Here is a 25,959-nt window from a genome sequence, read left to right on the forward strand (position 1 = left end):
GCTGGCGGTAGGTGAAGGCTCTCGCTCGCAGCAGAGGATGCGATCAAGGCCGACTATCGCTGGCGCGTGGCGGGCGATGCCGAGCCGGGCAATGGCGGGGTTGTGACGCTTTCGACCGGCTTCTGACACAGTTCAGCTTTTATCCGTCACCCGGCTGCGATAGGGCGCAGGCATGGACGTCTACCTCCCCATCGCGAACCTGTCCGTCAACGGACTATGGATCGTCGCGCTGGGGGGGCTGACGGGGATCCTTTCGGGCTTGTTCGGCGTGGGTGGCGGTTTCCTGACTACGCCGCTGCTGATCTTCTACGGCATCCCGCCGACCGTGGCCGCGGCTTCGGCCTCGACTCAGGTCACCGGTGCCAGCGTCACCGGCGTGCTGGCGCATGGCGGGCGCGGCGGGGTGGATTATCGCATGGGCGCGGTGATGGTGGCGGGCGGCGTGATCGGTTCGGGCTTCGGCGCGCTTTTGTTCCGGTTCTTCCGCGCGATCGGCCAGATCGACGTGGTTATCAGCGCGCTCTACGTCGTCCTGCTCGGTACCATCGGGATGCTGATGGCGCGCGAAGCGGTCCAGACGATCTGGGGCAAGGGCGGTTCGCAAGCCGCGCGGCGGCGGCACCACCCTCTTGTCGCCAGCCTGCCGATGCGTTGGCGCTTCTACCGCTCGGGTCTCTATATCTCCCCGATCGCCCCGCTGTTGGTGGGCGTCGTCGTGGGCGTGCTGACCATGCTCATGGGCGTGGGCGGCGGGTTCATTCTCGTGCCCGCGATGCTCTATATCCTCGGGATGAGCGCCAATGTCGTCGTCGGCACCTCGCTCTACAACATCCTGTTCGTGACCATGGCGACCACGATCATGCACTCGCTGACCACCAAGGCGGTCGATATCGTGCTGGTCTTCCTGCTGCTGGTCGGCTCGGTCACGGGTGCGCAGATCGGTTCGCAGATCGCGGTCAAGGCGAAGCCCGAAGTGCTGCGCCTGATCCTCGCCGCGACTGTTCTGGCGGTCGCCTTCCGCATGTTCCTCGGCCTGTTCTACCAGCCCGAGGAAATCTACACGTTGTATCCGCTATGAGGGCGCTGCTGCTTCTCCTCTTCGCCTTTGCGCTGATGGGCCAGCGCGATCCTATCCTCGTGCCCGAAGTCAGCCAGCACGAGGTGCAGGTGCGGCAGGGGTTCACCGGCACCGAACTGCTGCTGTTCGGCGCAGTGCTCGACCCGCAGGGCCGCGCGGCTGGCAGTGATTACGACATCGTGGTCGTGCTCAAGGGCCCCTCCGAACCCGTCCGGCTGCGCGAGAAGGAACGCTTTGTCGGCGTATGGGTCAATGCCGCGACCAGCGATTTCCGCTCGGTCCCGTCCTATTTCGCGGTCGCATCCTCGCAGCCGATCGACGCGATCGTCGACGAGAAAACCGCCGCGATCTACGAATTCGGGACCGATTACATCCAGCTGTCGCCCAGCGGGGTGATCGACCCCGAGGAACAGGCGCGGTTCAAATCCGGGCTGGTCGATCTCAAGACCCGCCAGCAGCTCTACAAGCAGGATTTCGGCGGGGTCCAGATCAGCGAACAGGTGCTCTACCAGTCGCGTATCTCGCTGCCCTCCAATGTCTCCACCGGCACCTATACGGCAGAGACCTTCGCGGTGCGCGATGGCCGGGTGATTGCCTCGGCGCTGGCAGAGGTCGAGGTCAAGAAAGTCGGCTTCGAACGGATCGTCGCGGTCTACTCGCAGGAATGGGCGCTGGTTTACGGCCTTCTGGCGGTTGCGCTGTCGGTCGGAATGGGCTGGGCGGCCGGGCGATTATTCGCGCTGATCTGACCTTTCCCGGGCACTATCGTTGACCACATCTTAAGCAGTTTCGGTCAGGCAGGCTGCCAGCGCGATGGGCGCGTTTGACGTTGGGGCACAGCCAGATCGATGAACGACACAGGCAATCCGGATTACCGCAGTTTCGACCCCGCGCAGGAAGACGGCGCGGAGCCGCCCCAGCCGCGTAGCAATTCGCTACGCGACCGCATCCGCCGCAGCGCCGAACAGTCCTCCGCTCCGGCGGTGTCGCCTTCGGGCTATGTCCACCAGCCGCAGCAGCCTGTTGCCGAGATCAGCCAGCCGGAACCAGAGGGACAGCCGCAGCCCGCGCCGCTCGAGGTGCCCCGCAGCGAAGACCCTGCGGAACGTCCCGTCCCGCCCGCTGCCGCCACGCTCGGTGAAGCACCGCCGCGTCCGCCCGAACCTGCCGCCGCACCCGAGACCGGCGAGGTGCCCGAGCCGGCGCAGGAACCCGAGGCAGTCGGGGAGAACGCCGGCAAGCCGATCGGCGTCGTGCTCGAAATCGCCGGTTCCAGTTCGCAGATCGCGATCGACCTCCAGCGGCTGAACGAATGTGCCGACGATACCGATCCGTCGGTCGCCATGGCCGGCCAGGTCGGCTCGCAGATCAAGATCCGCGTGGGCAACAGCTGGCTGCTCGCCAGCGTGCGCAACCAGCGCCAGGACCGCAAGGCGGGGTCGATCCTCGCCAATATCGACTTCCTCGGCGAAGGCACCGAAGAAAAGCTGACCGGCAAACTCCACCGCTTCCGCCGCGGTGTGACGCGCTATCCGGTCCCCGGCGCGATGGTCTATCCCGCGACGACGGCGGATTTGAAACAGGTCTATGCCAGCGACGGGCGCAGCGCGATCACCATCGGCAAGGTCTATCCGACCAAGGACATCCGCGCGGGCATCTATGTCGATGCCATGCTCGGCAAGCACTTCGCGCTGCTCGGGTCGACCGGTACGGGTAAATCGACCAGCGCCGCGCTGATCCTGCACCGCATCTGCGAGGCCGCGCCCGAGGGCCATATCGTGATGATCGATCCGCATGGCGAATATGCCTCGGCGTTTCGCAATACGGGCGTGATCCTCGACGTCTCGAACCTGCAGATGCCCTACTGGATCATGAACTTCGAGGAACATTGCGAAGTGCTGATTACCAGCACCGGCAATGACCACCAGGTCGACGCCGACATCCTCGCCAAGTGCCTGCTCAAGGCGCGGCAGAAGAGCCGGCTGGCCGAGCACATGGGCAAGATCACCGTGGATTCGCCGATCCCCTACCTGCTCTCGGACCTCTCGAACGAGATCCAGGACGCGATGGGCAAGCTCGACAAATCGACCAATTCCGCCCCCTATATGCGGATCAAGAACAAGCTCGACGAGATCAAGGCCGATCCGCGCTACCAGTTCATGTTCTCGGGCATGCTGGTGGCCGACACGATGGCCGATTTCATCGCCAAGATCTTCCGCATGCCGTCGAACGGCAAGCCGATCTCGATCATCGATGTGTCGGGCGTCCCGTCGGACATTACCTCGACCGTGGTGGCGGTGCTCAGCCGGCTGGTGTTCGATTTCGCCATCTGGGGCCGCGACGAGCGGACCTCGCCGATCCTGCTGGTCTGCGAAGAAGCCCACCGCTATGTCCCCAACGAGAAGAACGCCGATGGCAATTCGGTCGGCACCATCCTGTCGCGGATCGCCAAGGAAGGCCGTAAGTACGGCATCAGCCTGGGCCTGATCACGCAGCGTCCCTCCGACCTTGCCGAAGGCGTGCTGTCGCAGTGCGGCACGATCCTCTCGATGCGTCTCAACAACGACCGCGACCAGGAATTCGTCCGCGCCGCGATGCCCGAAGGCGCGCGCGGTTTCCTCGATGCGATCCCCGCACTGCGCAACCGCGAGTGCATCATCTGCGGCGAGGGTGTCGCCGTCCCGATCCGCATGAGCTTCGACAATCTCGAGGAATCGAAACGGCCCGCGTCGGAAGACCCCAGCTTCGTCGAATTGTGGAACAATGCCGGCGGCGAAGAGGACATGGTCCAGCGCACCGTCCAGCGCTGGCGCTCGCAGGGCTGATCCGCCCATATGAGTCATTGCGAGGCGCCGCAGGCGACGCGGCAATCCAGAGTACTCGGCACTGGCCCGAACGCTCGGAACTGGATTGCTTCGCTACGCTTGCAATGACTGACGTCTCAAGTGCCCCGCGTATCGCCGAACAAATGGATATGCAGCCGGTCGCTCATCCGGAAGCCGTGCTCGACGCATAGCGGCGCGAGCCATTGCTCGCGGTCGCGCAGCGTCTCGCTGTCGGTGCCTTCGGGCATTAGGAAGACGTGGTCAGGCTTGAACCGGTAGCGATCGCGCAGCGCCAGCACCTCGTCGAGGTCCGCCGGCGCAGCGATCACGAATTTGAACCAGGCGCGCGGGTCGGTGGCATAGGCGTCGAGCCGCTCGGGGATCAGGGCCAGTTCGGCCGGATTGCCGCTATGCGCGAGCTTGGGGCTGACGTTGAACTGGTCGATGCGGATGTCGAGCGCGGGGCTTGCCCTGGTCGTGCCATTGGTTTCGATCTCCACCGTGACATCGGGCAGATGGCCCAGCAGCCGCGCTAGCGCCGGGGCCTGCAGCAAGGGTTCGCCGCCGGTGATGACGAGGCGCTTCTGGCCCAGCGCGGTGATCCGCGCGGCGACCTCCTCCTCGCCCAGCGTGAGCTGGTTGGCCGCGCGATCGAATTCCACCCCGTCGCGGTGCGGCCGCTCGTCGCCCGCGAAATGCCAGGTATAGGCGGTGTCGCACCACACGCAGGCGAGATTGCAGCGCGACAGGCGCAGGAAGGTGCAGGGCATGCCCGCGCTCGGCCCTTCGCCCTGCACGCTGGCGAAGATCTCCGGCTCACCCGGAGCCTGCGTGGCGAGGACTAGCGGCATCGGGCAGGCTCACTCGGTTCGTCGTGCGCGGCGCACACATGGACCGCATGGACCACGGTCCAGGCGCAAAAATCGAACCGATCAGTCATGCGGGGTTTGATCGAGTGGGTCGATTGAAGATGCGCGTCGGAGGTTAGGGTAGGGGCGTGGGCCATTGGCACGTTCATGACACAATCGGGCTGCGTAGGAAATCGCCACCACGCGTCACCCCGGCCTCCGAGCCGGGGTCGGGCGTTCTTCGTTGCGAGCACAAGGCCGAGCGAAGAAGCCTGACCCCGGATCAAGTCCGGGGCGACGAGAGGGTTAGGCGTGCTTTGTCAGCCCAGCCGCGCCAGGGCGGCTTCGAGCCGCGCGACTTCGGCGGTGTGGTGCGCATGGTCGGCGCGTGCCTTTTCGACCGCTTCGGGCTTGGCGCGTTCGACGAAGTTCGCGTTCGACAGCCGGCCTTCGAGCGACTTGGCTTCCTTGGCGGACGCCTCCAGCGCCTTCGACAGGCGGATCTTTTCCGCCTCGATGTCGATCACGCCTTCGAGCGGAATGACAAGCGCATCCTCGCCCGCTGCGATCTGCATCGCCGCGCCAGCGGGCGCTTCGGCGAAGTGGATCGCGGTCAGGCGCGCCAGCCGTTCGATGGCACCGGCATTGGCCTCGGCCACCGATTTCGCCAGCGCGCTGGGCGCGGGGCAGAAGGCTTCCAGCTTGGCGCCCGGCGCAATGCCAAGCTCGTTCTTGGCGGTGCGGATCGCGCTGGTCAGCGCAATCAGCCAGTCGATTTCCGCCTTGGCCTCGGCATCCACTTCGGCCTGCGGATCGACCCACTTTGCAGTGATCAGCGGATAATCGGCGCGGTTGCCCTGCTTGGACCACAGTTCTTCGGTGATGAAGGGCATGAAGGGGTGCAGCATCACGAGGATCTGGTCGAGCGCCCAGCCGGCTACGGCTCTGGTCTCAGCGACGTTTTCCGCGTGCGCTGCTTCAGCAAATTCGCGCTTCTCTTTTGCCTTCTTGCGAAGAGCTTCAAGTTGTTCGCTCGAAGACGCTGAAATCGCGGGTTCCGCAAAAACATTCACACCTAGAACCGGCTTGACCAGTTCCAGATACCAGTCGCAGAACCGGTCCCACACGAAGTGATAAATCGTGTTCGCCGCCGCATCGAACCGCAGATCGGCCAGCGCCGCATCGAGCGCCTGCCTGGTCTGGACGACTTCGCCGATGATCCAGCGGTTGACCGCATGGGTGGTCTTGGGTGCGGCAATGCTGGTGCTCGCGCCGATGCCGTTCGACTGGCAGAAGCGCGTCGCGTTCCACAGCTTGGTGGCGAAGTTGCGGTAGCCCTCGATCCGCTTGTCATCCATCTTGATGTCGCGGCCCTGGCTTTCCATCGCCGCCATGAAGAAGCGCAGCGCATCGGCGCCGTACTGGTCGATCAGGCCCAGCGGGTCGACGACATTGCCCTTCGACTTGGACATCTTCTGCCCATCCGCCGCGCGGACGAGACCGTGCAGATATAGCTTGGGCCACGGGTTCTGCCCAGTGGTGTACTGCCCCATCATCATCATGCGGGCATCCCAGAAGAACAGGATGTCGAAGCCGCTGACCAAAAGGTCGTTGGGATAGTGCTTGGCGACAAGGTCGGTCTGCTCCGGCCAGCCGAGCGTGGCGAAGGGCCAGAGCGCGGAGGAAAACCACGTGTCGAGCACGTCCTCGTCGCGGGTCAGTGCGGCGCCTTCGCCTGCCTGCGCCTGCGCTTCCTCCTCGTTCAGTGCGACATAGGCCTTGCCTTCAGCATCGTACCACGCCGGGATCCGGTGCCCCCACCACAGCTGGCGGCTGACGCACCATGGCTGAATGTTTTCCATCCAGTTGAAGAAGGTCTTCTTCCAGCTCTTCGGGACGATCTCGACCTCGCCGTTCTTCACTGCCTCGATCGGCTTCACCGCCAGCTTCTCGGCATCGACATACCACTGGTCGGTCAGCCAGGGTTCGATCACCACGCCGCCGCGGTCGCCGAAAGGCGTCGCGATGGTGCGCGGTTCGGCGTCGAGTTCTTGCTCCTCGCCCTTCTTGGTCTTGGCGATATGCGGGATCAGATGGCCGCTTTCCTTGAGCCGCTGGACCACCAGTTCGCGCGCGCCGTCCACCCCGTCGCGCTTGAAGCGGTGGAGGCCAATAAACTCGTCGGGAATCTTTGCAGCGTCGTTCACTTGGCAGACGTTCGCTTCGCCATCGAGCATGTTGAGCATCTCGGCGGGCTTGAACCCGGCGCGCTTGCCCACTTCGAAATCGTTGAAGTCGTGCCCCGGGGTGATCTTCACTGCGCCGCTGCCCAGTTCGGGATCGGCATGTTCGTCGGCCACGATCGGCACGCGTCGGCCGGTGATCGGCAGCACGACGTGCTTGCCGACCACGCTCTTGTAGCGCTCGTCCTCGGGATGCACCGCCACCGCCATGTCGGCCAGCATGGTTTCGGGGCGCGTGGTCGCAACCTCGATATAATCGCGCCCGTCGGCCAGCGTGACGCCCTCTTCAAGCGGGTAGCGGAAGTGCCAGAACGAACCCTTCACATCCTGCGTTTCGACCTCGAGATCGCTGATCGCGGTCTTGAGCTTGGGGTCCCAGTTGACCAGCCGCTTGTCGCGGTAGATCAGCCCGTCGTTATAAAGATCGACGAAGGTCTTGGTCACCGCCGCGCTGAAATGCGGGTCCATGGTGAACTGTTCGCGGCTCCAGTCCATCGAGCAGCCGAGGCGGCGCAGCTGGCGCGTGATCGTGCCGCCGCTTTCCTCTTTCCACTCCCACACCTTGGCCACGAAATCCTCGCGGCTGTAATTGGTGCGCTTGTCCTGCTTCGCCTCCAGCTGGCGTTCGACGACCATCTGCGTGGCAATGCCCGCATGGTCGGTGCCCACCACCCACAGCGCGTCCTTGCCGCGCAGCCGTTCGTAGCGGACCATGATGTCCTGCAGCGTATTGTCGAGCGCATGGCCGATATGCAGGCTACCGGTGACGTTGGGCGGCGGATTGACGATCGTATAGGGCTGCGCGTCGGGGCGGTCGGGCCGGAACAGGCCCTGGTCTTCCCAATGCGCGTACCAGCGCTGCTCGATTTCTGCGGGGTCGAAGGTCGTGGGTAGCTCGGTGCTCATGCGACTGGCCTTTGCCAGCGCCCTTGGTGCGATGCAACGCTGCAGGTGAAGTCGCGCGATAGCCGCTTGGCAAGTGGAGGATTTGCTCGCATACGACGCCGCAATGGGTGGTTTCGCCGAATACGAACTGATCGAGGATGATGACGGGGCTACGGTCCTCGTGCTCTCCGGGCCCTATCTGGTCTCGACCATTGGTGCGATCGACCAGGATTTGCGGGTCCTCGATGGGCCCATCGGCACCATCGACCTGTCTGCCATCAGCGAAATCGATACGGTCGGCGCATGGGTGGCCTGCAGCCTGTCGAAGACGCACGATGCCGAGATCGTCGGTGCGAGCGATCGCGCCAAGCGGCTGGTCGGCGCGCTCGAGGGCATGAGCGTCGAGGAAGACATCACCGCGCCGCGCCTGCCCGTGTGGGAGCGCGTGCCGCAGGCGGTGGGCGACAAGCTGTTCAACGCCCGCCACGGTGCATACGGCGTGATCGGCTTTCTGGGCGCGCTGCTGATCTCCATCGGCAGCCTGATCCGCCATCCGCGCCGCTTCCGCGTGCTCGCGCTGGTCCGCCAGCTTGAACTGGTGGGGGTGTCGGCGCTGCCGATCATCGGCCTGATGAGCTTCCTGATCGGCGTCGTCATCGCGCAGCAGGGCGCGGTGCAATTGCAGCAATTCGGCGCCGAGACGCTGACGGTCAACCTCGTCGGGCGCATCACCTTGCGCGAACTGGGTGTGCTGATGACCGCGATCATGGTCGCGGGCCGGTCGGGCAGCGCCTTTGCCGCGCAGATCGGCACCATGCGGCTGACCGAGGAAGTCGACGCGATGCAGACCATTGGCATCTCGCCGATGGAGGCGCTGGTCGTTCCGCGGATCCTTGCCGCGGTGCTGATGATGCCGCTGCTCGGCTTCTATGCCTCCGGGGTTGCGATTATCGGCGGCGCGTTCGTCGGGCAATTCATGCTGGGCATTCCGTTCTGGACCTTCCTGACCCGGATCCAGGACGTGGTCCCGATCTACGATTTGTGGGTCGGGCTGGTCAAAGCGCCGGTGTTCGGGCTGATCGTCGCGCTGGCGGGCTGCTATCACGGCATGCAGGTCAAGGGGAATTCGGAAGACGTCGGCCTGCGCACCACCATGGCGGTGGTGACGGGCATTTTCGCGGTGATCGTGATCGACGCCTTCTTCGCCGTGTTCTTTACCGAAATCGGGTGGGGCTGATGGCGCAGGACGAAACCGGGCGCGAACTGGGCCGCCACGAACGCTATCGCGGCGATTACCCGATCGTGGTCGAAGGGCTGACCAATGCCTTCGGCCCGCAGGTCGTTCACGAGAACCTCGACCTCAAGGTCAGGCGCGGGGAAATCCTTGGCGTGGTCGGCGGATCGGGCACCGGCAAGAGCGTGCTGATGCGCTCGATCATCGGGCTGCAAAGGCCGACGGCGGGCGATATTCGCGTGTTCGGCAAGTCGATCATCGACACCGATCCCAATGTGAACATCGGCATCCGCAACCGCTGGGGCGTCCTGTTCCAGGGCGGGGCGCTGTTCTCGACGCTGACCGTGGGCGAGAATGTCGAAGTCCCGCTAAAGCAGTTCTACCCCGATATCGAACCCGATTTGCGGCACGAGATCGCGCGCTACAAGGTGGTGCTGTCGGGCCTTGCCGAAGAAGCGGTGGCCAAGTTTCCCTCCGAACTGTCGGGCGGGATGAAGAAACGCGCCGGGCTCGCCCGCGCGCTCGCGCTCGACCCCGAACTCCTGTTCCTCGACGAGCCGACCGCGGGGCTCGATCCGGTCGGTGCGGCGGCTTTCGACCGGCTGACGCTGGAGTTGAAGGAAACGCTCGGGCTGACCGTGTTCCTGATCACCCACGATCTCGATACGCTGCACGAAATCTGCGACCGCGTGGCGGTGCTGGCGGACAAGCAGGTGATCGCGGTCGACACCGTTCCCAATCTGATGGAGCTGGACCATCCGTGGATCCAGCAATATTTCAACGGTCCACGCGGACGTGCGGCGCTGACCGCGCAGGCGCTCGACGAATTGCGCCGGCACATGGACAAACCGGTGGCCGCGCATGCGGTCAAAGCGTTGGACAAACCGCCTGCGGGCAAGGCATAGGGCGAAACCAATGGAAACGCGGGCAAATCACGTTTGGGTCGGTGCGGTAACGCTGCTGATCCTCGGCGCGCTCGCGCTGTTCATCGTCTGGCTCGCGCGCCTCGGGGGCGGGGCGCAGAACGAATACGACATCTTCTTCAAGCAGTCGGTCGCCGGCCTCGCCAATGGCAGCTCGGTCGATTTCGCCGGCGTGCCCGTGGGGCAGGTCAATGAAATCGTGCTGTGGGACAAGGACCCCGAATTCGTCCGCGTGCGGATCAAGGTGAAGGAAAGCGTACCCATCCTCGTCGGCACCACCGCGACGATTCAGGGCAGTTTTACCGGCGTGTCGACGATCACGCTCGACGGGGCGCGCAGCGGTGCGCCGCCGATTTCGTGCGAGACCACCGCCTGCACCGAAGGCGTGCCGATCATTCCGCCCACCACCGGCGGCGGGTTCGGCGCCGTGCTCGCCAGCGCGCCGCTGCTGCTCGAGCGGCTGGCCACGCTGACCGAGCGGCTGACGGTCCTGCTGAGCGACCGCAACCAGGAAGAAATCTCGCAGATCCTCGCCAACACCAATGCCGCCAGCGCGGGCTTTGCCGCTGCAGCGCCGCAGCTCGAGCGCACGATGGCCGAACTGCAGGTGACCTTGCGCGAAGCGAGCGAGGCGCTCGACCAGTTCGAGAAGGTCACCGCCTCGACCGATCGCATCCTCAACCAGGAGGGCGAGGCGATCGCGCGCGACCTGCGCTCGACGCTCGAATCCGCCAGCGGCGCGGCCAAGGCGCTCGAAGACACGCTCAACGAAGCGCGCCCGGCCACCCGGCAGCTGACCGAAAGCACGCTGCCCGCCGCCGAAGCGACGCTGCGCGACCTGCGCGCGACCAGCAAGGCGCTGCGCGATGTGACCGAGACGATCGACGAGAAGGGCGCGGGCGCGCTGCTTTCGAGCCAGCCGCTGCCCGACTACAAGCCGTAAGGGGCCAGAGCATGATACGCACCATCACACTTGCCGCCTTGGCCCCGGTCCTGCTGCTCGGTGGCTGCCTCAGCTTCGGCGGCGAAGCGCCCGACAGCCTGCTGACGCTGACGCCCACCGCGACTGCACCCGCGGGCGCCGGCGCGGTTGCCGCGCAGGGCACCGCGCTGGCCATGGTCGAGTTCGAAGCGACCCGCGCGCTCGATGTCACCCGCGTGCCGGTGCAGGTCACCGATACGCAGCTCGCCTATCTGCAGGACGCCGTCTGGGTCGATCGGCCTGCGCGCCTGTTCGGCCAGCTGGTCGCCGAAACGATCCGTTCGCGCACCGGCCGCGTGGTCATCGATGGCGCCGATCCGGGGGTCAACGCGACCGATCGCCTGCACGGCTCGCTGCGCGCCTTCGGCTATGACGCGCGCACGCGCGAAGCCGTGGTGACCTTCGATGCGGTGCGCAACACCAATGACGCGGAGCCGATGACGCGCCGCTTCGAAGCGCGCGTCCCCGTTAGCGCGCCCGAAACCGCCTTCGTCGGCCCGGCGCTCAATCAGGCGGCCAACCAGGTCGCCGGAGAAATCGCCGACTGGGTCGGCTGAGGCATCAAACCCGCTCGAGCGCGTGATGCGGCGGAGGTGGGAGTTCGACTGAAATCGCGTCCTCTGGCCCGATCGGGCCGCTTGCCAAGACAATAGTCATGATGCCCGCCTTGCGGATCAGCGAGCCGTCGGGGGCCTGGTCGATCACGGCGGCGAGCAAACCGGACTGGAACGCCTCGATCTGCGCGCACGGATTGCGCAGCCCCGTGACTTCGAGCCGCGCCGATGGACCGATCGCCAGCACGCTTGCTCGTGGGAGCGCAAGCAGATTGATGTCCGTGGTGAGGATATTCTCTCCCAAATCGCCCGGTTTGACCGCGAAGCCGCGTCCAGCCAGTTCGGCGAGCAGCTCGGTATGGATCAGGTGCACCTGACGCAAATTGGGCTGGGTCGGATCGACGCGGACGCGCGAGCGGTGCTTGACCGTCGTTCCCGCATGCGCGTCGCCCGCAACGCCGAGTCCCGCGACCACGTCGATCGTTTCGCGGACCTGCTTGGAAAAGCTATGTGTCGAACTTGCCGCGACGCTGAGGACACGCGGCGCGGGCATCAGCGCGCGGTCTGCGCCAGCCGCACGAATTCGATCGCCTTGAGAAACGCCTCAAGCCGCTTCGCGCGGCGCGCGGCGGCTTCTTCATCCGCGCCCCATTGCTCGATCTGCCAGTCTTCTTCCAGATTGGCGGCGGCCCACAGCGCTTCTCCGTCGGCATCGTGATCCAGCGCGGCAAGGCCGATGCACAGAGATGCGGCGAGCGCGGTCAATTGCTCCAGCGCGGCGAGCGTGAAGTCGTCGTGGGTTTCGATGCGCGCCTTGAGGGTTTCCATCGTTGCCGCCGGATGCGGGCGGGCGACGACGCCGCTGACGCGTTCGAGCGTCACACCCTCGCGCGCTTCCAGCGCATCGACCAGCGGGTCCCAAACCTCGCGCTGGCGGTGCCACAGCGGCTCGTCCGGATCGGCGCGATAGCAGAGCGTGTCGGTTTCCGCGTAGCGCAGCAGCTTGGCGGCTATCCCCGCGCGGTCGGCGGGCACGACATCGAGCGCATAATCCGTCATGTCGCGAAAGGCCAAGCGCGCGGGGTCGATCGTCTCGCCCTGGCCCGCCCATTCGGCGGCGAGTTCTTCGGCCAGCGCCTGCGAACCGACGACCTGGCTCCCGCCGCGCTGCGTCTTGACCGGGCGACCGTCGAGCGCGACGTGATAGCCCGCTGCACTCCGCTCGACACTGACGTCCTTGTAGAACCGCTTCACTCGCCGCTTCTCCAGCGCTTGGCGAGGAAGATCGGCAGGATAAATACGTCGACCGCGCCCAGCGCGAGGAAGATGTAGCCGACGAATTCTGGCAGCGGCAGGATCTGCCCCAGCACCAGCGCGCCGAGCACCGCCAGCGCCACGCCCGACAGGCGGACGGCCTGGATCGTCAGGAAGCGCGCCTTGGCCGGATCATGCTGGTCCACGGATCAAATCTCCCAATTGCTGTGCGGTTTCGGCGACAGCGCTGGCGCCCGTATCGAACAGTTCCTGCGGTTCGTGATAGCCCCACGACACCCCGATCGCGCGCACGCCGGCGGCGACCGCCATTTCCATATCGAAACTGGTATCGCCGATCATTACTGCATCGGCCGGGGACACGCCTGCATCGTCCAGCGCGGCTTCCAGCATGGCGGGATGCGGCTTGGACGGATGGCGGTCGGCGGTCTGCAAGGATACGAACCGGTGCTTGATGCCATGCGTGTCGAGACAGGCGTGCAGCCCGCGGTCGCTCTTGCCCGTGGCGACGCCCAACAGCCGCCCTTCGGCGTCGAGCTCGTCGATCAGCGCGGCGATGCCTTCGAACAGCGGTTCGCGGAGCGCACCCGACAGGCGCAGGTCGCGATAGCCCAGCTTGTAGGCTTCGACCACCGCGTGGCGCTGGTCGTCGCTGGCCTCGGGCGCCAGTTCGCGCAGCGCATAGGGCAGGCTGAGCCCGACGATCCGGCGCACCTTGTTGCGTTCGGGCGCGACCAGGCCCGCATTGGCGAAAGCGAGCTCCATCGTCTCGCAAATCGCCGCCTGCCCGTCGACCAGCGTGCCATCGCAATCGAATACGACGAAGCGGCTCATGCGGGCAGCTCGCGCATTGCCGCGGCGAGGTCACGATTGCCTGCGCTTTCAAGGCCCGCAGCGATGGCCGCGCGAACGGGGGCGGGCTTGTCCTGCGACAGCTTGATCGTGGGGCGGTATTCCTCGACCGCGAGTTCGAAACCCGCGATCCCGGTGAACAGGCGCTGCCACACGGTTTCGCTGGCTTCGTCGGCGGACCAGCGGTCCGCGCCCAGCCGGTCTTCCTGCAACGCGATCAGGCGATGGAGGAAGGTTTCGAGTTCGTCGTCGGCCATGCGGCGCACCGTTCCGACCGCCTCGACCGCGACATAGTTCCATGTCGGGACCGTGTCGCGATTGGCATACCAGCGCGGCGAGACATAGCCGCCGGGCCCGTCCACGGTGACCAGCGTGCTGGCCCCGTCCAGGTGATCGAACAGCGCATTGGCTTTCGCCAGATGGAAGTGAATGCGGTTTTGCCCGCCCATGACAAGCGGGGTGCGCGCCGCGCGCGGACCGGCGGGGGTCTGCAGGAACACGGTCCCCACGCCGATTTGGGCAATCATCGCTTCGATGGCTGACCGATCGTCACCGTGGAAGAGCGGGTTGGGATGCATCAGGCCTTGCCCCGGGGCTTCTTCGGCTTGGTCGGCGCGGCACCGCGCGCACGCCGCGGAGAGCGCTGCGACTTGCGATAGTTCTTCGCATGCTGACGCGCCTGCTGCTTCTTTTCCTCGCGAGTCCTGGGCGGCGGATCGTCGCGCATGGGGGTGGCATCGGACAGGTTCACATCGAAGCCGAGCTGCTCCATCGAAGCGGCGAAATGTTCGGGCAGGTCCGCGGTCACGTCGAGCTTGCCGCCATCGGGGCTGTCGATGATCAGCCGCCGCGCGTGGAGATGCATCTTGCGGCTGATCGAGCCGGTCAGGAAGGCTTCCTTGCCGCCATATTTGCCGTCGCCCACGATCGGGTGGTCCATCGCCGCGCAATGCACGCGGAGCTGGTGCGTGCGCCCGGTCAGCGGCTGCAATTCGAGCCAGGCGGCTTTCTTGCCCACTGCATCGACGACCCGGTACTTGGTCTTGGCCGGCTGGCCGCCCTCGTGGTCGACATGCATCTTCTCGCCGCCCGATCCGGGCTGCTTGGCAAGCGGCGCCTCGATCACGCCTTCCTTCACATCGGGTACGCCGATCACCAGCGCCCAGTAGATCTTCTTGGCGCTGCGGCCCGAGAAGCGCTTCGAGAAATAGGCTGCGCTGCCCGGGGTGCGCGCGACCAGCAATACACCGCTGGTATCCTTGTCGAGCCGGTGCACGAGGCGCGGGCGCGGATCGTCTTCGCCTTCGACATAGGCGTCGAGCAGGCCGTCGACATGGTTGAACGTGTTGGTCCCGCCCTGCGTCGCAAGGCCTGGCGGTTTGTTGATCACCAGCGCGCTCTTGGTCTGCTCGATCAGCATGGCCTCGGCCTGTTCGATCTCGGCGGGCTTGAGCTCGCGCTTGGTCTTGGCCTGCTTGTGCGGCGCATCGCCGCCCGGGGGCACGCGGATCTGCTGCCCCTCGGCCAGCCGGTCGTCGGGCTTCACCCGCTTGCCGTCGACGCGGACCTGCCCGGTGCGCGCCCATTTGCTGACCGTGCCGAAGCCGACCTGCGGCAGGTGTCGCTTGAACCAGCGGTCGACGCGAATCCCGTCATCGTCGGCGTCCACGGTGAAGCTGCGTACTTCGTCGGAGGTTTTCATCCTGCCATCCTCATCACGCCAAGCCCGACCATCAGCCCGGTGATGCCCATGGCGATCGACAGGATCCCGTAGAGCAGGGCGAAAAGATAATTGCCGCGTTCGAGCAGCATGACCATTTCGAGGCTGAACGCGCTGAAGGTGGTGAACCCGCCGAGCAGGCCGACCCCCAGCAGCAGGCGCAATTGTTCGCCGCCCCCGCCGCCGTGGCGCGCCAGCCATCCGGCGAGCAGGCCCATGGCGAGGCTGCCTGCAGCATTGACCGCGAGCGTGGCGAAAGGAAAGGCGGTGACGATGGGCACGCCGAGCCAGCCGGTCATCGCGCGGCCGAGCTGCCAGCGCAGCACTGCGCCGAACCCGCCGCCGACAAAGACGTGCAGTGCGGCGACAAATGGAGTAAAGGTGGACATTGCCGCTGCCCTTAGCCGCCAATTGCGCGTTCGTCATCCCGATGCTGCAACGAGCGAGTAATACTTGCTTTCAGTCGCGAGAATCCGTATGTGCGCCTCCGTTCGAGCCGGTCCGGACGGATTCGGCGCGCTTTTCGTTGAACAAGCGAAACCCTATTCAAGGAGGCATACCCCGCTTTTGCGCGGGCTCTGGCCCGCAAAGTCGAGGTATTGAAGTTTATGCAGATCATGGTTCGCGATAACAATGTCGACCAGGCCCTCCGCGCGCTCAAGAAGAAGCTGCAGCGTGAAGGTGTGTATCGCGAAATGAAGCTGCGCCGCCACTACGAGAAGCCGAGCGAGAAGCGCGCCCGCGAAAAGGCCGCTGCCGTGCGCCGCGCGCGCAAGCTCGAGCGTAAGCGGATGGAGCGCGACGGCGTCAAATAAGCCGTTGATGCGATATCGAAGCTAAGCCATGAGGGCGCGGAGCAATCCGCGCCCTTTGCGTATCCGGAAGAATTACCCATGACCGAGATTACCCGCGTTCCCCTCCAGCCCGTCGCCAAGGGCTCGCTGACCAAGCTGTGGCTCGGGGTGATCCTCGCCGTCCTGATCGGCGCCGGTCTGGCCTGGGCCGCCATGCCCAAGGGGCTCGAAGTCGAGACGGTGACCGCGGGTGCAGGCGATTCGCCCCAGGTCGGCGACGTTGTGTTCGTCAATTATGTCGGCAAGCTCGCCGACGGGACCGAATTCGACCGCTCGCAGCCGCTGCCGGTACCGCCGGGCCTGTTCCCCGAAGGCAATCCGCTGCTGCTCGAAGAAGGCGCGATCATCGACGGCTTTATCGAGGGGCTGCAGCAGATGCAGAAGGGTGGCAGCTACGTGCTGACGATTCCCGCCGAACAGGCCTATGGCGCCGAACCGCCCCCGGGCTCGCCGATCCCGGCCAATGCCGACCTGGTGTTCGAGGTCGAAGTGGTCGATTTCATGAGCCGCGACGATTTCCAGGCCCGTGCCGCTGCGCTGCAGCAGATGATGGGCGAACAGGGCGCCGAAGGCCAGGCGGGACCGCCACCGGGCCAGTAATCCGGCCACAAAGGGGAGGGGCGCATGAGTGAGATGACCCAGGCCCACGCGCCCGCCACCCATGCCGACTGGCCGCTGCGCCCGTGGCTTCTTGCGGCACTGCTCGGCATCGCCGGGCTCTGTGTCCATCTGTTCTCCGACTGGAATGCGGACAACATGCCGCCGTGGCGCGCCGCGCTGGTCGCCGCATTTGCCTTTGGTCCGCTGGCGCTTGCCTTCACCGTCGATCGCCTCCGCTGGAAGGAGCCGCTGGTCTTTGCCGGACTGGTCGCGCTGGTCATGGCGGGGATTGCCTGGCGCGTCACGGTCGCGGGTGACCGCCATGCCGACGAATCTTTCTGGCTTGCCGCGGGGCTGGTCGCGATCACGCTGGCCATGCCGCTGTTCCAGGCGGGTTTCCACCGGCTGCGCTGGCGGACGGCCTATGACCAGACGCACTTCCATGTCTGGACCGATGCGATCAGCGGTGCCGGGGCGCTTGTCTTCACCGGTGTTTCCTGGCTGCTGGTGGTGCTGCTGGCGGCGCTATTCTCGGCCATCGATATCGATATCGTCGAGAACGTGGTCGACGAACCATGGTTCGGCTGGACCTTCTCGGGTGCGGCATTTGGCGCCGCCTTGGGCGTGCTGCGCAACCAGTTGAAGATCATCGGCACGCTGCAATCAGTGGTGATGCTGGTGTTCTCGATCATCGCGGTGCCGCTGGCGGCCGCGCTGGCGATCTTCCTGCTGGCCGTGCTGGCGAGCGGCATAGCGGCGCTGTGGAACGCTACCGAAAGCCCCACGCCGCTGCTGCTGTCGGTGGCGGTGGCGGCCTTCGTCCTCGTCAATGCGGTGATTCGCAACGCCGATGACGAGGTCAGCGGTAACCGCGCGCTGCGTTGGGCTTCGCTGGTGCTGGCGCTAGCGATCCTCCCGCTGGCGCTGCTGGCGGCAGTCTCGGCCGGCACGCGGATTGCCGAATACGGGCTCAGCCCCGAACGGCTGTGGGGCATCGTCGCGGTCGCGGTCGCGGTGGCCTACGGCGTCGCCTATTTCGCCGCACCGATCCGCGGGCGCATTGCAGGGTGGATGGAGCGCGTACGCCGCGCCAACATGCATCTCGCGGTGGCGACCTGCGTGCTCGCCTTCATTCTCGCACTGCCATTGTTCGATTTCGGCGCGATCTCCGCGCGCAACCAGATCGCGCGGCTCGATGCGGGCGAGGTCGCGGTGGACGAATTCGATTTCGACGCGCTGCGCTGGGATTTCGGCGATGCTGGAAGGGAGGCGCTGGCGCGACTGACCGACAGCAATGATCCCGAAATCGCGAAAATCGCCCGCGAGACGCAAACGCAGGATTCGCGACCATATCGCGGCTATCGCGACACGAACCGCGATGAGCGCCTCGCAAATATCCGATTCGAATTCGAAGATGAGGCGTTGCGCGATCATGTGCGCGGCTCCGTTCGCGGGAATGGCTCGTATTGCGACAAGCCTTGTGTTGCACTGGATCTTGGTGCTGGCGAAGATGGGCGGCGCAAGGTCGCCATGGTCGAAGGTGGCGATGTGCGGAAATTGAGCTTCGATCTTGGCGAAGCGGTCGACGATAGCCCGACAGGCGCTGTTGCTATGGAAGCGGTCCTCGCCGTAGAAGCGTTTGAAGCCACGCCAGATCAAACCGCCAATTCTGAGGTCGAAATCCGCGAATGGAGCGGGCGGCGGGTCTATATCGATGGCCAGCCCGCGGGCGATCCTTTCGAATAGCATTGCGCTGCAGCATCGCTGCTTGAAGCGCGGCCCCCGCGCGGCTAGTGCGCGAGCATGTCAGTCACACGCGAAGAAGTGGCCAAGATCGCCTCGCTCGCCCGCATCAAGATGGGCGATGACGAGCTCGATACGATGGTCCCCGAACTCAACAACATCCTCGACTGGGTCGAACAGCTGGGCGAGGTCGATACCAGCGGCGTCGAGCCGATGACCGCGGTCATTCCCAACACACTGCGCCTGCGCGAAGATGTGGTCGACGCCGATCCCAAGACCGGCGGCGGGCGGCGCGAGGATGTGCTCGCCAACGCCCCGGCGGCGGAACACGGCTTCTTCGGCGTGCCCAAGGTGATCGAATAATGCTGCGTCGTGAGTGTCCTTCGACAGGCTCAGGACGAGCGGATCTGATCGCTTCATACCATAAACCCGCTCAGCCTGAGCTTGTCGAAGGCCATGCGCTGACGGAAGAGACGAGACCATGACCGAACTGACCAAACTCGGTGTCAAGGCGATCCGCGATGGCGTGGCGGGCGGCAGCTTCACCGCGCGCGAAGTGGCAGAAGCTTTCAACGCCGCCGTCGCCGACGCCGCCGACCTCAATGCCTTCATCGTGACCACGCCCGACCATGCGCTGGCGGCGGCCGATGCGGCCGATGCCAAGCGCGCCAGGGGCGAGGATCTGGGCGCAATGGGCGGCGTGCCGATTGGCATGAAGGATCTGTTCGCCACCAAGGGTGTGCAGACCACTGCCGCGAGCCATATCCTCGAAGGCTTCACCCCCGAATACGAGAGCACCGTCTCGCAGAAGCTGTGGGATGCGGGTGCGGGCATGCTGGGCAAGCTCAATCTCGACCAGTTCGCGATGGGTTCGTCGAACGAGACCAGCTATTTCGGCAACGTCAATTCGCCCTGGCGCAAGGAAGGCACCAATGCCGCGATGAGCCCGGGTGGTTCGTCGGGCGGTTCGTCCAGCGCGGTCGCCGCGCGGATCGCGCCCGCCGCAACCGGCACCGACACCGGCGGTTCGATCCGCCAGCCCGCCGCCTTCACCGGTATCTGCGGGATCAAGCCGACCTATGGCCGTTGCAGCCGCTGGGGCGTGGTCGCCTTCGCCTCCAGCCTCGACCAGGCGGGCCCTATGGCACGCAGCGTCGAAGATTGCGCGATCATGCTCGAAGCCATGGCGGGCTTCGATCCCAAGGACGCGACCAGCCTCAAGCTGGACGTGCCGCAGTGGGAAGCGGGCCTGTCGGCAGACCTCAAGGACAAGAAGATCGGTATCCCGAAGGAATACCGGATGGACGGCACCGACGAGGAAATCCTCAAGAGCTGGGAGCAGGGCAAGGAATGGCTGCGCGACGCGGGCGCCGAGATCGTCGATATCTCGCTGCCGCATACCAAATACGCGCTGCCCGCTTATTACATCGTCGCGCCTGCCGAAGCCTCGAGCAATCTCGCGCGCTATGACGGCGTGCGCTATGGCCTGCGCGACCTGCCTGACGGGGCGGGGCTGCAGGACATGTATGCCGCCACCCGCGCCGCCGGTTTCGGCGACGAGGTCAAGCGCCGTATCCTGATCGGCACCTATGTGCTGAGCGCAGGCTTCTACGATGCCTATTACACGCAGGCGCAGAAGATCCGCACGCTGGTGGCTCAGGACTTCGAAAAAGCCTTTGGCCTGTGCGACGCGATCCTCGCGCCCACTACGCCGACCGCCAGCTTCCCGCTCGGTTCGCTCAACGAAGACCCGCTGACGATGTATCTCAACGACGTCTTCGCGGTCCCCGCGTCGCTCGCGGGCCTGCCCGCGATGAGCGTGCCCGCCACGGTCAATGCGGACGGCCTGCCGCTCGGCCTGCAGATCGTGGGCAAGCCCTTCGACGAGCAGGGCGTGCTCAACACGGGACTAGCGATCCAGCAGCGCGCCGGGTTCGACGCGCAGCCGGAGAAGTGGTGGTAATTTTCGTCATCCCAGCGAAAGCTGGGATCGCTGTCCGCCAGGTCGGACGTGACCGAGAAAGATCCCAGCTTTCGCTGGGATGACGTGAGAGTTGATATGAGCACTTACCGCATCCAGGGCGCCACGGGCGAATGGGAGGTCGTGATCGGCCTCGAGGTCCATGCGCAGGTCACTTCCAACGCCAAGCTGTTCAGCGGCGCGAGTACGGAATTCGGGGCCGAGCCGAACACGCAGGTCAGCCTTGTCGATGCGGCGATGCCGGGCATGCTGCCCGTGCCCAATCGCGAATGCATCCGCCAGGCGGTGCGCACGGGCATGGCGATCGAGGCGCAGATCAACAAATACAGCCGGTTCGACCGCAAGAACTACTTCTACGCCGACCTGCCGCAGGGCTACCAGATCAGCCAGCTCTACCACCCCATCGTGGGCGAGGGGCAGCTGCTGATCGAGGCCGACGAGAAGGCCGGCATCCCCGACGACAAGGTCATCGGCATCGAGCGCATCCATGTCGAGCAGGACGCGGGCAAGCTGATGCACGACCAGCATCCGACCATGTCCTATGTCGATCTCAACCGCTGCGGTGTCGCGCTGATGGAAATCGTGTCCATGCCGCATATGACCTCGCCCGCAGAGGCCGGCGCCTATGTCCGCAAGCTGCGCAGCATCCTGCGCTATGTCGGATCGTGCGACGGCAATATGGAGCAGGGTTCGATGCGCGCCGACGTCAACGTCTCGGTCCGCAAGGTCGGTGACAGCGAACTCGGCACCCGTACCGAGACCAAGAACGTCAATTCGGTCCGCTTCGTCATGGCGGTGATCGAGCAGGAAGCACGCCGCCAGGTCGACTTGATCGAGGATGGCGGTACGGTGGTCCAGGAAACGCGGCTTTACGACCCTGACCGCAACGAAACCCGGTCGATGCGCAGCAAGGAAGATGCGCATGATTACCGGTACTTCCCCGATCCCGACCTGCTCCCGCTCGAGCTCGAAGACGGTTTCCTCGACGAATGCCGCGCGTCGCTGCCCGAGCTGCCCGACGCCAAGCGCACCCGCTACGAAAACGAGCTGGGCCTGACGCCCTACAATGCCCGCGAGCTGACCGCCGAGGTGGAAACCTTCGCGCGGTTCGAAACGCTGCTCAAGGTGGCGGCGGAGAAGATCGGCAAGCCCGAGGCCAAGGTCGCGACGCAGGTCGCCAACTGGGCGCTCTCGGTCGCCCCAGGCGTGGTCAAGTCGCTTGGCGACGAGGCCAATATGGCCAATGCCACCGCCGAAGCGCAGGCCAGTATCCTTGCGATGCAGGACAAGGGCGAGATTTCGGGCGGCCAGGCCAAGGAAATCTACGAAATCGTTCTCAAGCAAGGCGGCGCGCCCGAGAAGATCGCGGATGAGAAGGGCCTCAAGCAGGTCAGCGACACCGGCGCGATCGAGACCGCGATCGACGAAATCCTCGCCAATAACGAGGACAAGGTCGAACAGTACCGCGGCGGCAAGGACAAGCTGTTCGGCTTCTTCGTCGGCCAGACGATGAAGGCGATGCAGGGCAAGGCCAATCCGGCGGTGGTCAACCAGATCCTCAAGGACAAGCTGGGCTGACCGCCTGACCGGGCCGTTTCGGCGGCGCCGGTCGAGCCCAGATGAAGCTCGCCGAGCGCGCGCTTGCCCCGCCCTCGGCGGGGGCCTAGCCTCTGCGCCATTGGCGCGTCTTCGCGCATCTGGAATGAGGACTGTATCCCGATGAGAAACACTGCCGTGTTCGCAGCGCTGATGGCCTGCGTCGCATCTGCTCCGCTGGCTGCCAAGGAGGGGATGTTTACCCCCGGCCAGCTACCCGAAATCGCCGACGATCTGCGGGCCATGGGGCTCGAGGTTTCGCCCGAGAAGCTGTCCGACCTGACCGATTTCCCGATGGGCGCGATCGTCCAGTTGCAGGGCTGTTCGGCGAGCTTCGTTTCGCCCGAGGGGCTGGTGGTCACCAACCATCACTGCGCGCGCGGTTCGGTGCAGTACAACTCCACCGCCGAGAACAACTATCTCGAGAATGGCTTCCTCGCGCAGGCGAAGGGCGATGAACTGCCCGCCGCGCCCGGATCGCGCGTCTATGTCACCACCGAAATCAGCGATGTCACCGCGCGGGTGCGCGACGGGATCGACACGCTTTCGCCGACCGAGCGCTATGACACGGTCGACCAACGGGTGAAGGACATCACCGCCGAATGCGAGCAGGAAGCGGGCTATCGCTGCCTCGTCGCGGGTTTCTACGGCGGCAAGGAATACACGCTGATCAAGCGGCTCGAGGTCGAGGATGTGCGGCTGGTCTATGCCCCCGCCGACGCGGTCGGGAAATATGGCGGCGATATCGATAACTGGATGTGGCCGCGCCATACCGGCGATTTCGCCTTCTACCGCGCCTATGTCGCCCCCGACGGCTCCTCCGCCGAATATGCCGAGGACAATGTCCCCTACCGGCCCGAACACCATCTGAAGGTGAGCGCAGCCGGGCTCGATGATGGCGATTTCGTGATGGCCGCGGGCTATCCGGGGTCCACCCAGCGCTATGCGCGGCTGGGCGAAGTCGAGAACACCTTCGAATGGACCTATCCGACCTTCGTCACGCTGCTCAACGACTGGATCGACACGATCGAGGAGGCCGCGCCGGTCGGCTCCGACGCGCGCGTGAAGTACGAATCGCGGCTAGCCGGGCTCAACAATTACGAAAAGAACCTGCGCGGCCAGATCGATGGCGCGCGCCGGGTCGGGCTGGTCGATCGCCGCCGCCAGCGCGAGGCCGCGCTCGATGCGTGGATCGCCGCCGATGCCGCGCGCGGCCCTTATGGCGAGGCGCTGGCTTCGCTCGACACGCTGACCGGGGAAAGCGCCACCGCGGCGCGGACCAATTTCTGGTATGGCAATGGCACGCGCGCGCAGCTGCTGTCGGCGGCACAGCGGCTCTATCGCCTCGCCAAGGAACGCGACCTGCCCGATGCGCAGCGCGAAAGCGGCTACCAGGAGCGCGACATGGCGTTCTTTCGCCAGGGCCTGCAGGCGCTCGACCGGCGCTATGACTCGGCGGTCGACAAGGCCGAATGGCTGCTTTTCCTCGAGGGCTATCTTGCGCAGCCGGAAGCCGAACGCGTGGCGGTGTTCGACGAGGCGCTGGGCCTGACGGGTGTCGATGATGCCAAGCAGCTCGATGCGATCGTGGATGGCTATTATGCGGGCACCACGCTGGACGAGAGCGAGACCCGGCTTGCGCTGATGGAAGCGAGCGCCGCCGAGCTCGAGGCGAGCGATGACCCCTTCATGCAGCTGGCGGTTGCGCTCTACGATTACGAGCGCAAGCTCGAGGCCGAGAGCGAGGAACGCGAAGGCCGCGCGCTGGCGCTGCGTCCGGCCTATATGGACGCGATCACGCAGTGGCAGCGCAGCCAGGGCGCGGCGACCTATCCCGATGCCAACAGCACGCTGCGCGTGACCTATGGCAAGGTGCTGGGCGGCAGCCCGCGCGACGGCATGGCCTATCTGCCGTTCACCACGCTCGAAGGCATCCTCGAAAAAGATACCGGCGAGGAGCCGTTCAATGCGCCCGAGGGGCAGCTCGCCAGCATCCGTGCGGGCGATTACGGCCCCTATGCGCTGGACAGCATCGGTTCGGTGCCGGTCAACTTCCTGTCGGATCTCGACAGCACCGGCGGCAACAGCGGCTCGGCCACGCTCAACGCGCGCGCCGAGCTGGTCGGCCTGCTGTTCGACGGGACCCTCGAAAGCGTCAATTCGGACTGGGATTTCGACCCGCGCACCACGCGTACGATCCATGTCGACACGCGCTACATGCTGTGGGTGATGGACAAGGTCGATGGCGCCCACGGCCTGATCGAGGAAATGGACGTAGTCCGCTAGGACCCGTTCGCCTCGCCGCAAATAGAAAGGGCCGCCGGATCGCTCCGGCGGCCCTTCCTGTTCGCATCGGGCGCACGCGCCACACAAGAAATTGCGATGACTTCCTAGAAATTAACTGCGTCTGCCCCGTGGTATTGAGATTGACGCGTGGGTCCCTGCCAATACAGTATGGGGCTGATAAATTGGGGGCTCCATGAAAACCAAAACTATTGTCGCCATTCTGGCTGCGGCCGCACTTTCTGCGCCGCTGTCTGCCGAGACGCTGGACAATGAAGCGATCGTGCAATTGGTAGATGTCGGGCTCGGCGAAGAAGCGATCATCGCAAAGATCGATGCGACAGCCTCCCGCTTCGACGTGACGACTAATCAGCTCATTGGGCTGAAGAATGCCGGAGTGCCGTCTTCGGTCATTGCGGCAATGATCGCGAAATCGAATGCTCCGAGCGTTTCGACCTCAGCGACCGTATCGATGGACGATCCCGATCCGATGGTTCCGCATGCATCGGGTGTCTATCTGATGGCGGATTGGCTGCCCGATCCCAAGATGCAGTACATCGATGCGACGACCACCAACCAGACCAAAACCGGGGGGTTTCTGGGTTATGCGCTGACCGGCGGAATCGCTTCGATGAGCTTCAAGGCTGTGATCCCACAAAGATCGGCCCGAACCGCCGCGACCGTGCAGCGACCGACCTTTTACTTCTATTTCGATGAAGCCAACAGCTCGCTTTCCAACCGCGGTGGCGGGAACTTCTGGATGGCCGGTGCGGTAACCTCTCCCGCAGAGTTCAGCCTCGTCAAATTCGACGTGAAGAAGAACCGCCGCGAAGCGAAGGTGGGCAAGTTTAACATCGGCGGGGCCAAAGCCGGGGTCATGACCAAAGATCAAATCCCCTTCGATTACGAGCGGTTGGCTCCGGGCGTGTTTAGAGTGCAACCGAACATCGATCTGGAGCCCGGTGAGTACGGATTTCTGTATTCGTCGCAAACCGGTGGCGGGGCAGGCATGGCCAGCGTTGGCGCCCAGACCTCGCGGATCTTCGATTTTTCCATCACCGACTAACCCCGGCCAATGCGACAATAAAAAGGGCCGCCGGATCGCTCCGGCGGCCCTTTGTGTTGGGTAGCTGCGAGGCTTAGCCCTGGCGTTCGCCGGTCAGCGGCATGTCGCCGAAAGCGCCCGCATTGACGGTGCCGGTCATCTGGTCGCCGGTCACCGTGGCGGTGCAGTTGAGGGTCATGGGCATCGGGACGGTCATGTCCATCTTCCACTTGAGGGTATCGCCTTCGATCGTGCCGTCGGTGATGTCCATCGAGCCCATGCCGCCGGCCATCGAGCCGGTGAAGCTGTTGCCATCGTCGCCCGGCACCACGGTCAGCGTGCCCTTCTGGTCGCCCATCGGGCTCTTTACGACGGTGTCATAGGTACCTGCTACGGACATGGGTATTCCTCTCTTCGCTTGAAGGTTCAAAGTCCCTTTTC

The 25,959-nt window shown here is 65.0% G+C and carries 25 protein-coding genes; 15 read left to right on the top strand and 10 right to left on the bottom strand.

The window, feature by feature from the left end; genetic code table 11:
* The first annotated feature begins 172 nt into the window (after window positions 1-172).
* The 3 genes from VWN43_RS02620 to VWN43_RS02630 all read left to right on the top strand — a co-directional run bounded on the left by VWN43_RS02620 (window position 173) and on the right by VWN43_RS02630 (window position 3,903).
* Window positions 173-1,078: a sulfite exporter TauE/SafE family protein gene (locus VWN43_RS02620; protein ID WP_253518607.1), complete on the top strand. Its 906-nt coding sequence runs from the start codon at window positions 173-175 to the stop codon at window positions 1,076-1,078.
* Entirely contained in the window at window positions 1,075-1,827 is a 753-nt protein-coding gene (locus tag VWN43_RS02625) for a TIGR02186 family protein (protein ID WP_320180774.1), read from the top strand. The genes VWN43_RS02620 and VWN43_RS02625 overlap by 4 nt, the downstream gene beginning before the upstream one ends.
* 99 nt (window positions 1,828-1,926) lie before the next feature.
* Window positions 1,927-3,903, top strand: a complete 1,977-nt coding sequence (locus VWN43_RS02630; protein WP_320180773.1) for an ATP-binding protein — start codon at window positions 1,927-1,929, stop codon at window positions 3,901-3,903.
* 116 nt (window positions 3,904-4,019) lie between these two features.
* Here VWN43_RS02630 and VWN43_RS02635 read toward each other — a convergent pair whose 3' ends face one another.
* Together VWN43_RS02635 and VWN43_RS02640 are read right to left on the bottom strand one after the other, a co-directional pair.
* Window positions 4,020-4,754: a 7-carboxy-7-deazaguanine synthase QueE gene (locus VWN43_RS02635; RefSeq protein WP_320180772.1), complete on the bottom strand. Its 735-nt coding sequence runs from the start codon at window positions 4,752-4,754 to the stop codon at window positions 4,020-4,022.
* Between the two features lie 317 nt (window positions 4,755-5,071).
* Entirely contained in the window at window positions 5,072-7,900 is a 2,829-nt protein-coding gene (locus tag VWN43_RS02640; RefSeq protein ID WP_320180771.1) for a valine--tRNA ligase, read from the bottom strand.
* A 103-nt stretch (window positions 7,901-8,003) separates the two neighbouring features.
* Here VWN43_RS02640 and VWN43_RS02645 point away from each other — a divergent pair, with 103 nt between their 5' ends.
* The 4 genes from VWN43_RS02645 to VWN43_RS02660 are packed head-to-tail and all read left to right on the top strand — an operon-like array spanning window position 8,004 to window position 11,575.
* The gene (locus tag VWN43_RS02645) at window positions 8,004-9,116 is read left to right on the top strand and encodes an MlaE family ABC transporter permease (protein ID WP_253518585.1); all 1,113 of its coding nucleotides are present in this window, start codon (window positions 8,004-8,006) and stop codon (window positions 9,114-9,116) included.
* Window positions 9,116-10,018 carry an ABC transporter ATP-binding protein gene (locus VWN43_RS02650; RefSeq protein ID WP_320180770.1) on the top strand — a complete coding sequence of 301 codons (903 nt, stop codon included), beginning with the start codon at window positions 9,116-9,118 and terminating at the stop codon, window positions 10,016-10,018. Before VWN43_RS02645 ends, VWN43_RS02650 begins: the two co-directional genes overlap by 1 nt.
* Window positions 10,019-10,028: 10 nt before the next feature.
* Complete coding sequence (locus tag VWN43_RS02655; RefSeq protein WP_253518579.1) at window positions 10,029-10,979, top strand: MlaD family protein; 951 nt, start codon at window positions 10,029-10,031, stop codon at window positions 10,977-10,979.
* Between the two features lie 11 nt (window positions 10,980-10,990).
* On the top strand, window positions 10,991-11,575 hold the full coding sequence (locus VWN43_RS02660) for an ABC-type transport auxiliary lipoprotein family protein (protein WP_320180769.1): 585 nt from the start codon (window positions 10,991-10,993) through the stop codon (window positions 11,573-11,575).
* A gap of 4 nt (window positions 11,576-11,579) precedes the next feature.
* On the opposite strand, the gene VWN43_RS02665 is transcribed toward VWN43_RS02660, so the two are convergent.
* The 7 genes from VWN43_RS02665 to crcB are packed head-to-tail and all read right to left on the bottom strand — an operon-like array spanning window position 11,580 to window position 15,805.
* Window positions 11,580-12,125 (bottom strand): MOSC domain-containing protein, encoded by a 546-nt coding sequence (locus VWN43_RS02665; RefSeq protein ID WP_320180768.1) that lies wholly within the window; start codon window positions 12,123-12,125, stop codon window positions 11,580-11,582.
* A complete protein-coding gene (locus VWN43_RS02670; RefSeq protein ID WP_320180767.1) occupies window positions 12,125-12,826 on the bottom strand; it encodes an ATP12 family chaperone protein in 702 nt (233 codons plus the stop codon). Before VWN43_RS02670 ends, VWN43_RS02665 begins: the two co-directional genes overlap by 1 nt.
* Window positions 12,823-13,032 (bottom strand): hypothetical protein, encoded by a 210-nt coding sequence (locus tag VWN43_RS02675; protein ID WP_320180766.1) that lies wholly within the window; start codon window positions 13,030-13,032, stop codon window positions 12,823-12,825. Before VWN43_RS02675 ends, VWN43_RS02670 begins: the two co-directional genes overlap by 4 nt.
* A complete protein-coding gene (locus tag VWN43_RS02680; RefSeq protein ID WP_320180765.1) occupies window positions 13,019-13,678 on the bottom strand; it encodes an HAD-IA family hydrolase in 660 nt (219 codons plus the stop codon). The genes VWN43_RS02675 and VWN43_RS02680 overlap by 14 nt, the downstream gene beginning before the upstream one ends.
* Window positions 13,675-14,274 carry an FMN-binding negative transcriptional regulator gene (locus VWN43_RS02685; RefSeq protein ID WP_320180764.1) on the bottom strand — a complete coding sequence of 200 codons (600 nt, stop codon included), beginning with the start codon at window positions 14,272-14,274 and terminating at the stop codon, window positions 13,675-13,677. The genes VWN43_RS02680 and VWN43_RS02685 overlap by 4 nt, the downstream gene beginning before the upstream one ends.
* Entirely contained in the window at window positions 14,274-15,398 is a 1,125-nt protein-coding gene (locus tag VWN43_RS02690; RefSeq protein ID WP_320180763.1) for an RluA family pseudouridine synthase, read from the bottom strand. The genes VWN43_RS02685 and VWN43_RS02690 overlap by 1 nt, the downstream gene beginning before the upstream one ends.
* The gene (gene crcB / locus VWN43_RS02695) at window positions 15,395-15,805 is read right to left on the bottom strand and encodes a fluoride efflux transporter CrcB (protein WP_253518522.1); all 411 of its coding nucleotides are present in this window, start codon (window positions 15,803-15,805) and stop codon (window positions 15,395-15,397) included. Before crcB ends, VWN43_RS02690 begins: the two co-directional genes overlap by 4 nt.
* A 219-nt stretch (window positions 15,806-16,024) precedes the next feature.
* On the opposite strand from crcB, the gene rpsU reads away from it, so the two are divergent.
* The 8 genes from rpsU (at window position 16,025) to VWN43_RS02735 (ending at window position 25,539) form a co-directional block, all read left to right on the top strand.
* A complete protein-coding gene (gene rpsU, locus VWN43_RS02700; RefSeq protein ID WP_007011585.1) occupies window positions 16,025-16,231 on the top strand; it encodes a 30S ribosomal protein S21 in 207 nt (68 codons plus the stop codon).
* A 78-nt stretch (window positions 16,232-16,309) separates the two neighbouring features.
* The gene (locus VWN43_RS02705) at window positions 16,310-16,870 is read left to right on the top strand and encodes an FKBP-type peptidyl-prolyl cis-trans isomerase (protein ID WP_320180762.1); all 561 of its coding nucleotides are present in this window, start codon (window positions 16,310-16,312) and stop codon (window positions 16,868-16,870) included.
* A gap of 24 nt (window positions 16,871-16,894) precedes the next feature.
* Window positions 16,895-18,616, top strand: coding sequence for a DUF4153 domain-containing protein (locus tag VWN43_RS02710; protein ID WP_320180761.1), 1,722 nt, complete (start codon window positions 16,895-16,897; stop codon window positions 18,614-18,616).
* Between the two features lie 57 nt (window positions 18,617-18,673).
* Window positions 18,674-18,976: an Asp-tRNA(Asn)/Glu-tRNA(Gln) amidotransferase subunit GatC gene (gene gatC / locus VWN43_RS02715; protein ID WP_320180760.1), complete on the top strand. Its 303-nt coding sequence runs from the start codon at window positions 18,674-18,676 to the stop codon at window positions 18,974-18,976.
* A gap of 118 nt (window positions 18,977-19,094) precedes the next feature.
* Window positions 19,095-20,576: an Asp-tRNA(Asn)/Glu-tRNA(Gln) amidotransferase subunit GatA gene (gene gatA, locus VWN43_RS02720; RefSeq protein WP_320180759.1), complete on the top strand. Its 1,482-nt coding sequence runs from the start codon at window positions 19,095-19,097 to the stop codon at window positions 20,574-20,576.
* A 96-nt stretch (window positions 20,577-20,672) separates the two neighbouring features.
* The gene (gatB, locus tag VWN43_RS02725) at window positions 20,673-22,172 is read left to right on the top strand and encodes an Asp-tRNA(Asn)/Glu-tRNA(Gln) amidotransferase subunit GatB (protein WP_320180758.1); all 1,500 of its coding nucleotides are present in this window, start codon (window positions 20,673-20,675) and stop codon (window positions 22,170-22,172) included.
* A gap of 141 nt (window positions 22,173-22,313) precedes the next feature.
* Window positions 22,314-24,476, top strand: a complete 2,163-nt coding sequence (locus VWN43_RS02730) for a S46 family peptidase (protein ID WP_320180757.1) — start codon at window positions 22,314-22,316, stop codon at window positions 24,474-24,476.
* Between the two features lie 193 nt (window positions 24,477-24,669).
* The gene (locus VWN43_RS02735) at window positions 24,670-25,539 is read left to right on the top strand and encodes a hypothetical protein (protein WP_320180756.1); all 870 of its coding nucleotides are present in this window, start codon (window positions 24,670-24,672) and stop codon (window positions 25,537-25,539) included.
* Between the two features lie 73 nt (window positions 25,540-25,612).
* Here VWN43_RS02735 and VWN43_RS02740 read toward each other — a convergent pair whose 3' ends face one another.
* Window positions 25,613-25,918, bottom strand: a complete 306-nt coding sequence (locus VWN43_RS02740) for a hypothetical protein (protein WP_320180755.1) — start codon at window positions 25,916-25,918, stop codon at window positions 25,613-25,615.
* Window positions 25,919-25,959 lie beyond the last annotated feature (41 nt).

This window comes from Qipengyuania sp. HL-TH1 (assembly GCF_036365825.1).
GTDB classification, from domain to species: Bacteria; Pseudomonadota; Alphaproteobacteria; order Sphingomonadales; family Sphingomonadaceae; genus Qipengyuania; species Qipengyuania profunda.

Bases quoted from the DNA above. Each gene is read 5' to 3' on its own strand.
- VWN43_RS02620 (WP_253518607.1), top strand. From the start codon at position 173: ATGGACGTCTACCTCCCCATCGCGAACCTGTCCGTCAACGGACTATGG.
- VWN43_RS02625 (WP_320180774.1), top strand. From the start codon at position 1,075: ATGAGGGCGCTGCTGCTTCTCCTCTTCGCCTTTGCGCTGATGGGCCAG.
- VWN43_RS02630 (WP_320180773.1), top strand. From the start codon at position 1,927: ATGAACGACACAGGCAATCCGGATTACCGCAGTTTCGACCCCGCGCAG.
- VWN43_RS02635 (WP_320180772.1), bottom strand. From the start codon at position 4,754: ATGCCGCTAGTCCTCGCCACGCAGGCTCCGGGTGAGCCGGAGATCTTC.
- VWN43_RS02640 (WP_320180771.1), bottom strand. From the start codon at position 7,900: ATGAGCACCGAGCTACCCACGACCTTCGACCCCGCAGAAATCGAGCAG.
- VWN43_RS02645 (WP_253518585.1), top strand. From the start codon at position 8,004: ATGGGTGGTTTCGCCGAATACGAACTGATCGAGGATGATGACGGGGCT.
- VWN43_RS02650 (WP_320180770.1), top strand. From the start codon at position 9,116: ATGGCGCAGGACGAAACCGGGCGCGAACTGGGCCGCCACGAACGCTAT.
- VWN43_RS02655 (WP_253518579.1), top strand. From the start codon at position 10,029: ATGGAAACGCGGGCAAATCACGTTTGGGTCGGTGCGGTAACGCTGCTG.
- VWN43_RS02660 (WP_320180769.1), top strand. From the start codon at position 10,991: ATGATACGCACCATCACACTTGCCGCCTTGGCCCCGGTCCTGCTGCTC.
- VWN43_RS02665 (WP_320180768.1), bottom strand. From the start codon at position 12,125: ATGCCCGCGCCGCGTGTCCTCAGCGTCGCGGCAAGTTCGACACATAGC.
- VWN43_RS02680 (WP_320180765.1), bottom strand. From the start codon at position 13,678: ATGAGCCGCTTCGTCGTATTCGATTGCGATGGCACGCTGGTCGACGGG.
- VWN43_RS02685 (WP_320180764.1), bottom strand. From the start codon at position 14,274: ATGCATCCCAACCCGCTCTTCCACGGTGACGATCGGTCAGCCATCGAA.
- VWN43_RS02690 (WP_320180763.1), bottom strand. From the start codon at position 15,398: ATGAAAACCTCCGACGAAGTACGCAGCTTCACCGTGGACGCCGACGAT.
- crcB (WP_253518522.1), bottom strand. From the start codon at position 15,805: ATGTCCACCTTTACTCCATTTGTCGCCGCACTGCACGTCTTTGTCGGC.
- rpsU (WP_007011585.1), top strand. From the start codon at position 16,025: ATGCAGATCATGGTTCGCGATAACAATGTCGACCAGGCCCTCCGCGCG.
- VWN43_RS02705 (WP_320180762.1), top strand. From the start codon at position 16,310: ATGACCGAGATTACCCGCGTTCCCCTCCAGCCCGTCGCCAAGGGCTCG.
- VWN43_RS02710 (WP_320180761.1), top strand. From the start codon at position 16,895: ATGAGTGAGATGACCCAGGCCCACGCGCCCGCCACCCATGCCGACTGG.
- gatC (WP_320180760.1), top strand. From the start codon at position 18,674: ATGTCAGTCACACGCGAAGAAGTGGCCAAGATCGCCTCGCTCGCCCGC.
- gatA (WP_320180759.1), top strand. From the start codon at position 19,095: ATGACCGAACTGACCAAACTCGGTGTCAAGGCGATCCGCGATGGCGTG.
- gatB (WP_320180758.1), top strand. From the start codon at position 20,673: ATGAGCACTTACCGCATCCAGGGCGCCACGGGCGAATGGGAGGTCGTG.
- VWN43_RS02730 (WP_320180757.1), top strand. From the start codon at position 22,314: ATGAGAAACACTGCCGTGTTCGCAGCGCTGATGGCCTGCGTCGCATCT.
- VWN43_RS02735 (WP_320180756.1), top strand. From the start codon at position 24,670: ATGAAAACCAAAACTATTGTCGCCATTCTGGCTGCGGCCGCACTTTCT.
- VWN43_RS02740 (WP_320180755.1), bottom strand. From the start codon at position 25,918: ATGTCCGTAGCAGGTACCTATGACACCGTCGTAAAGAGCCCGATGGGC.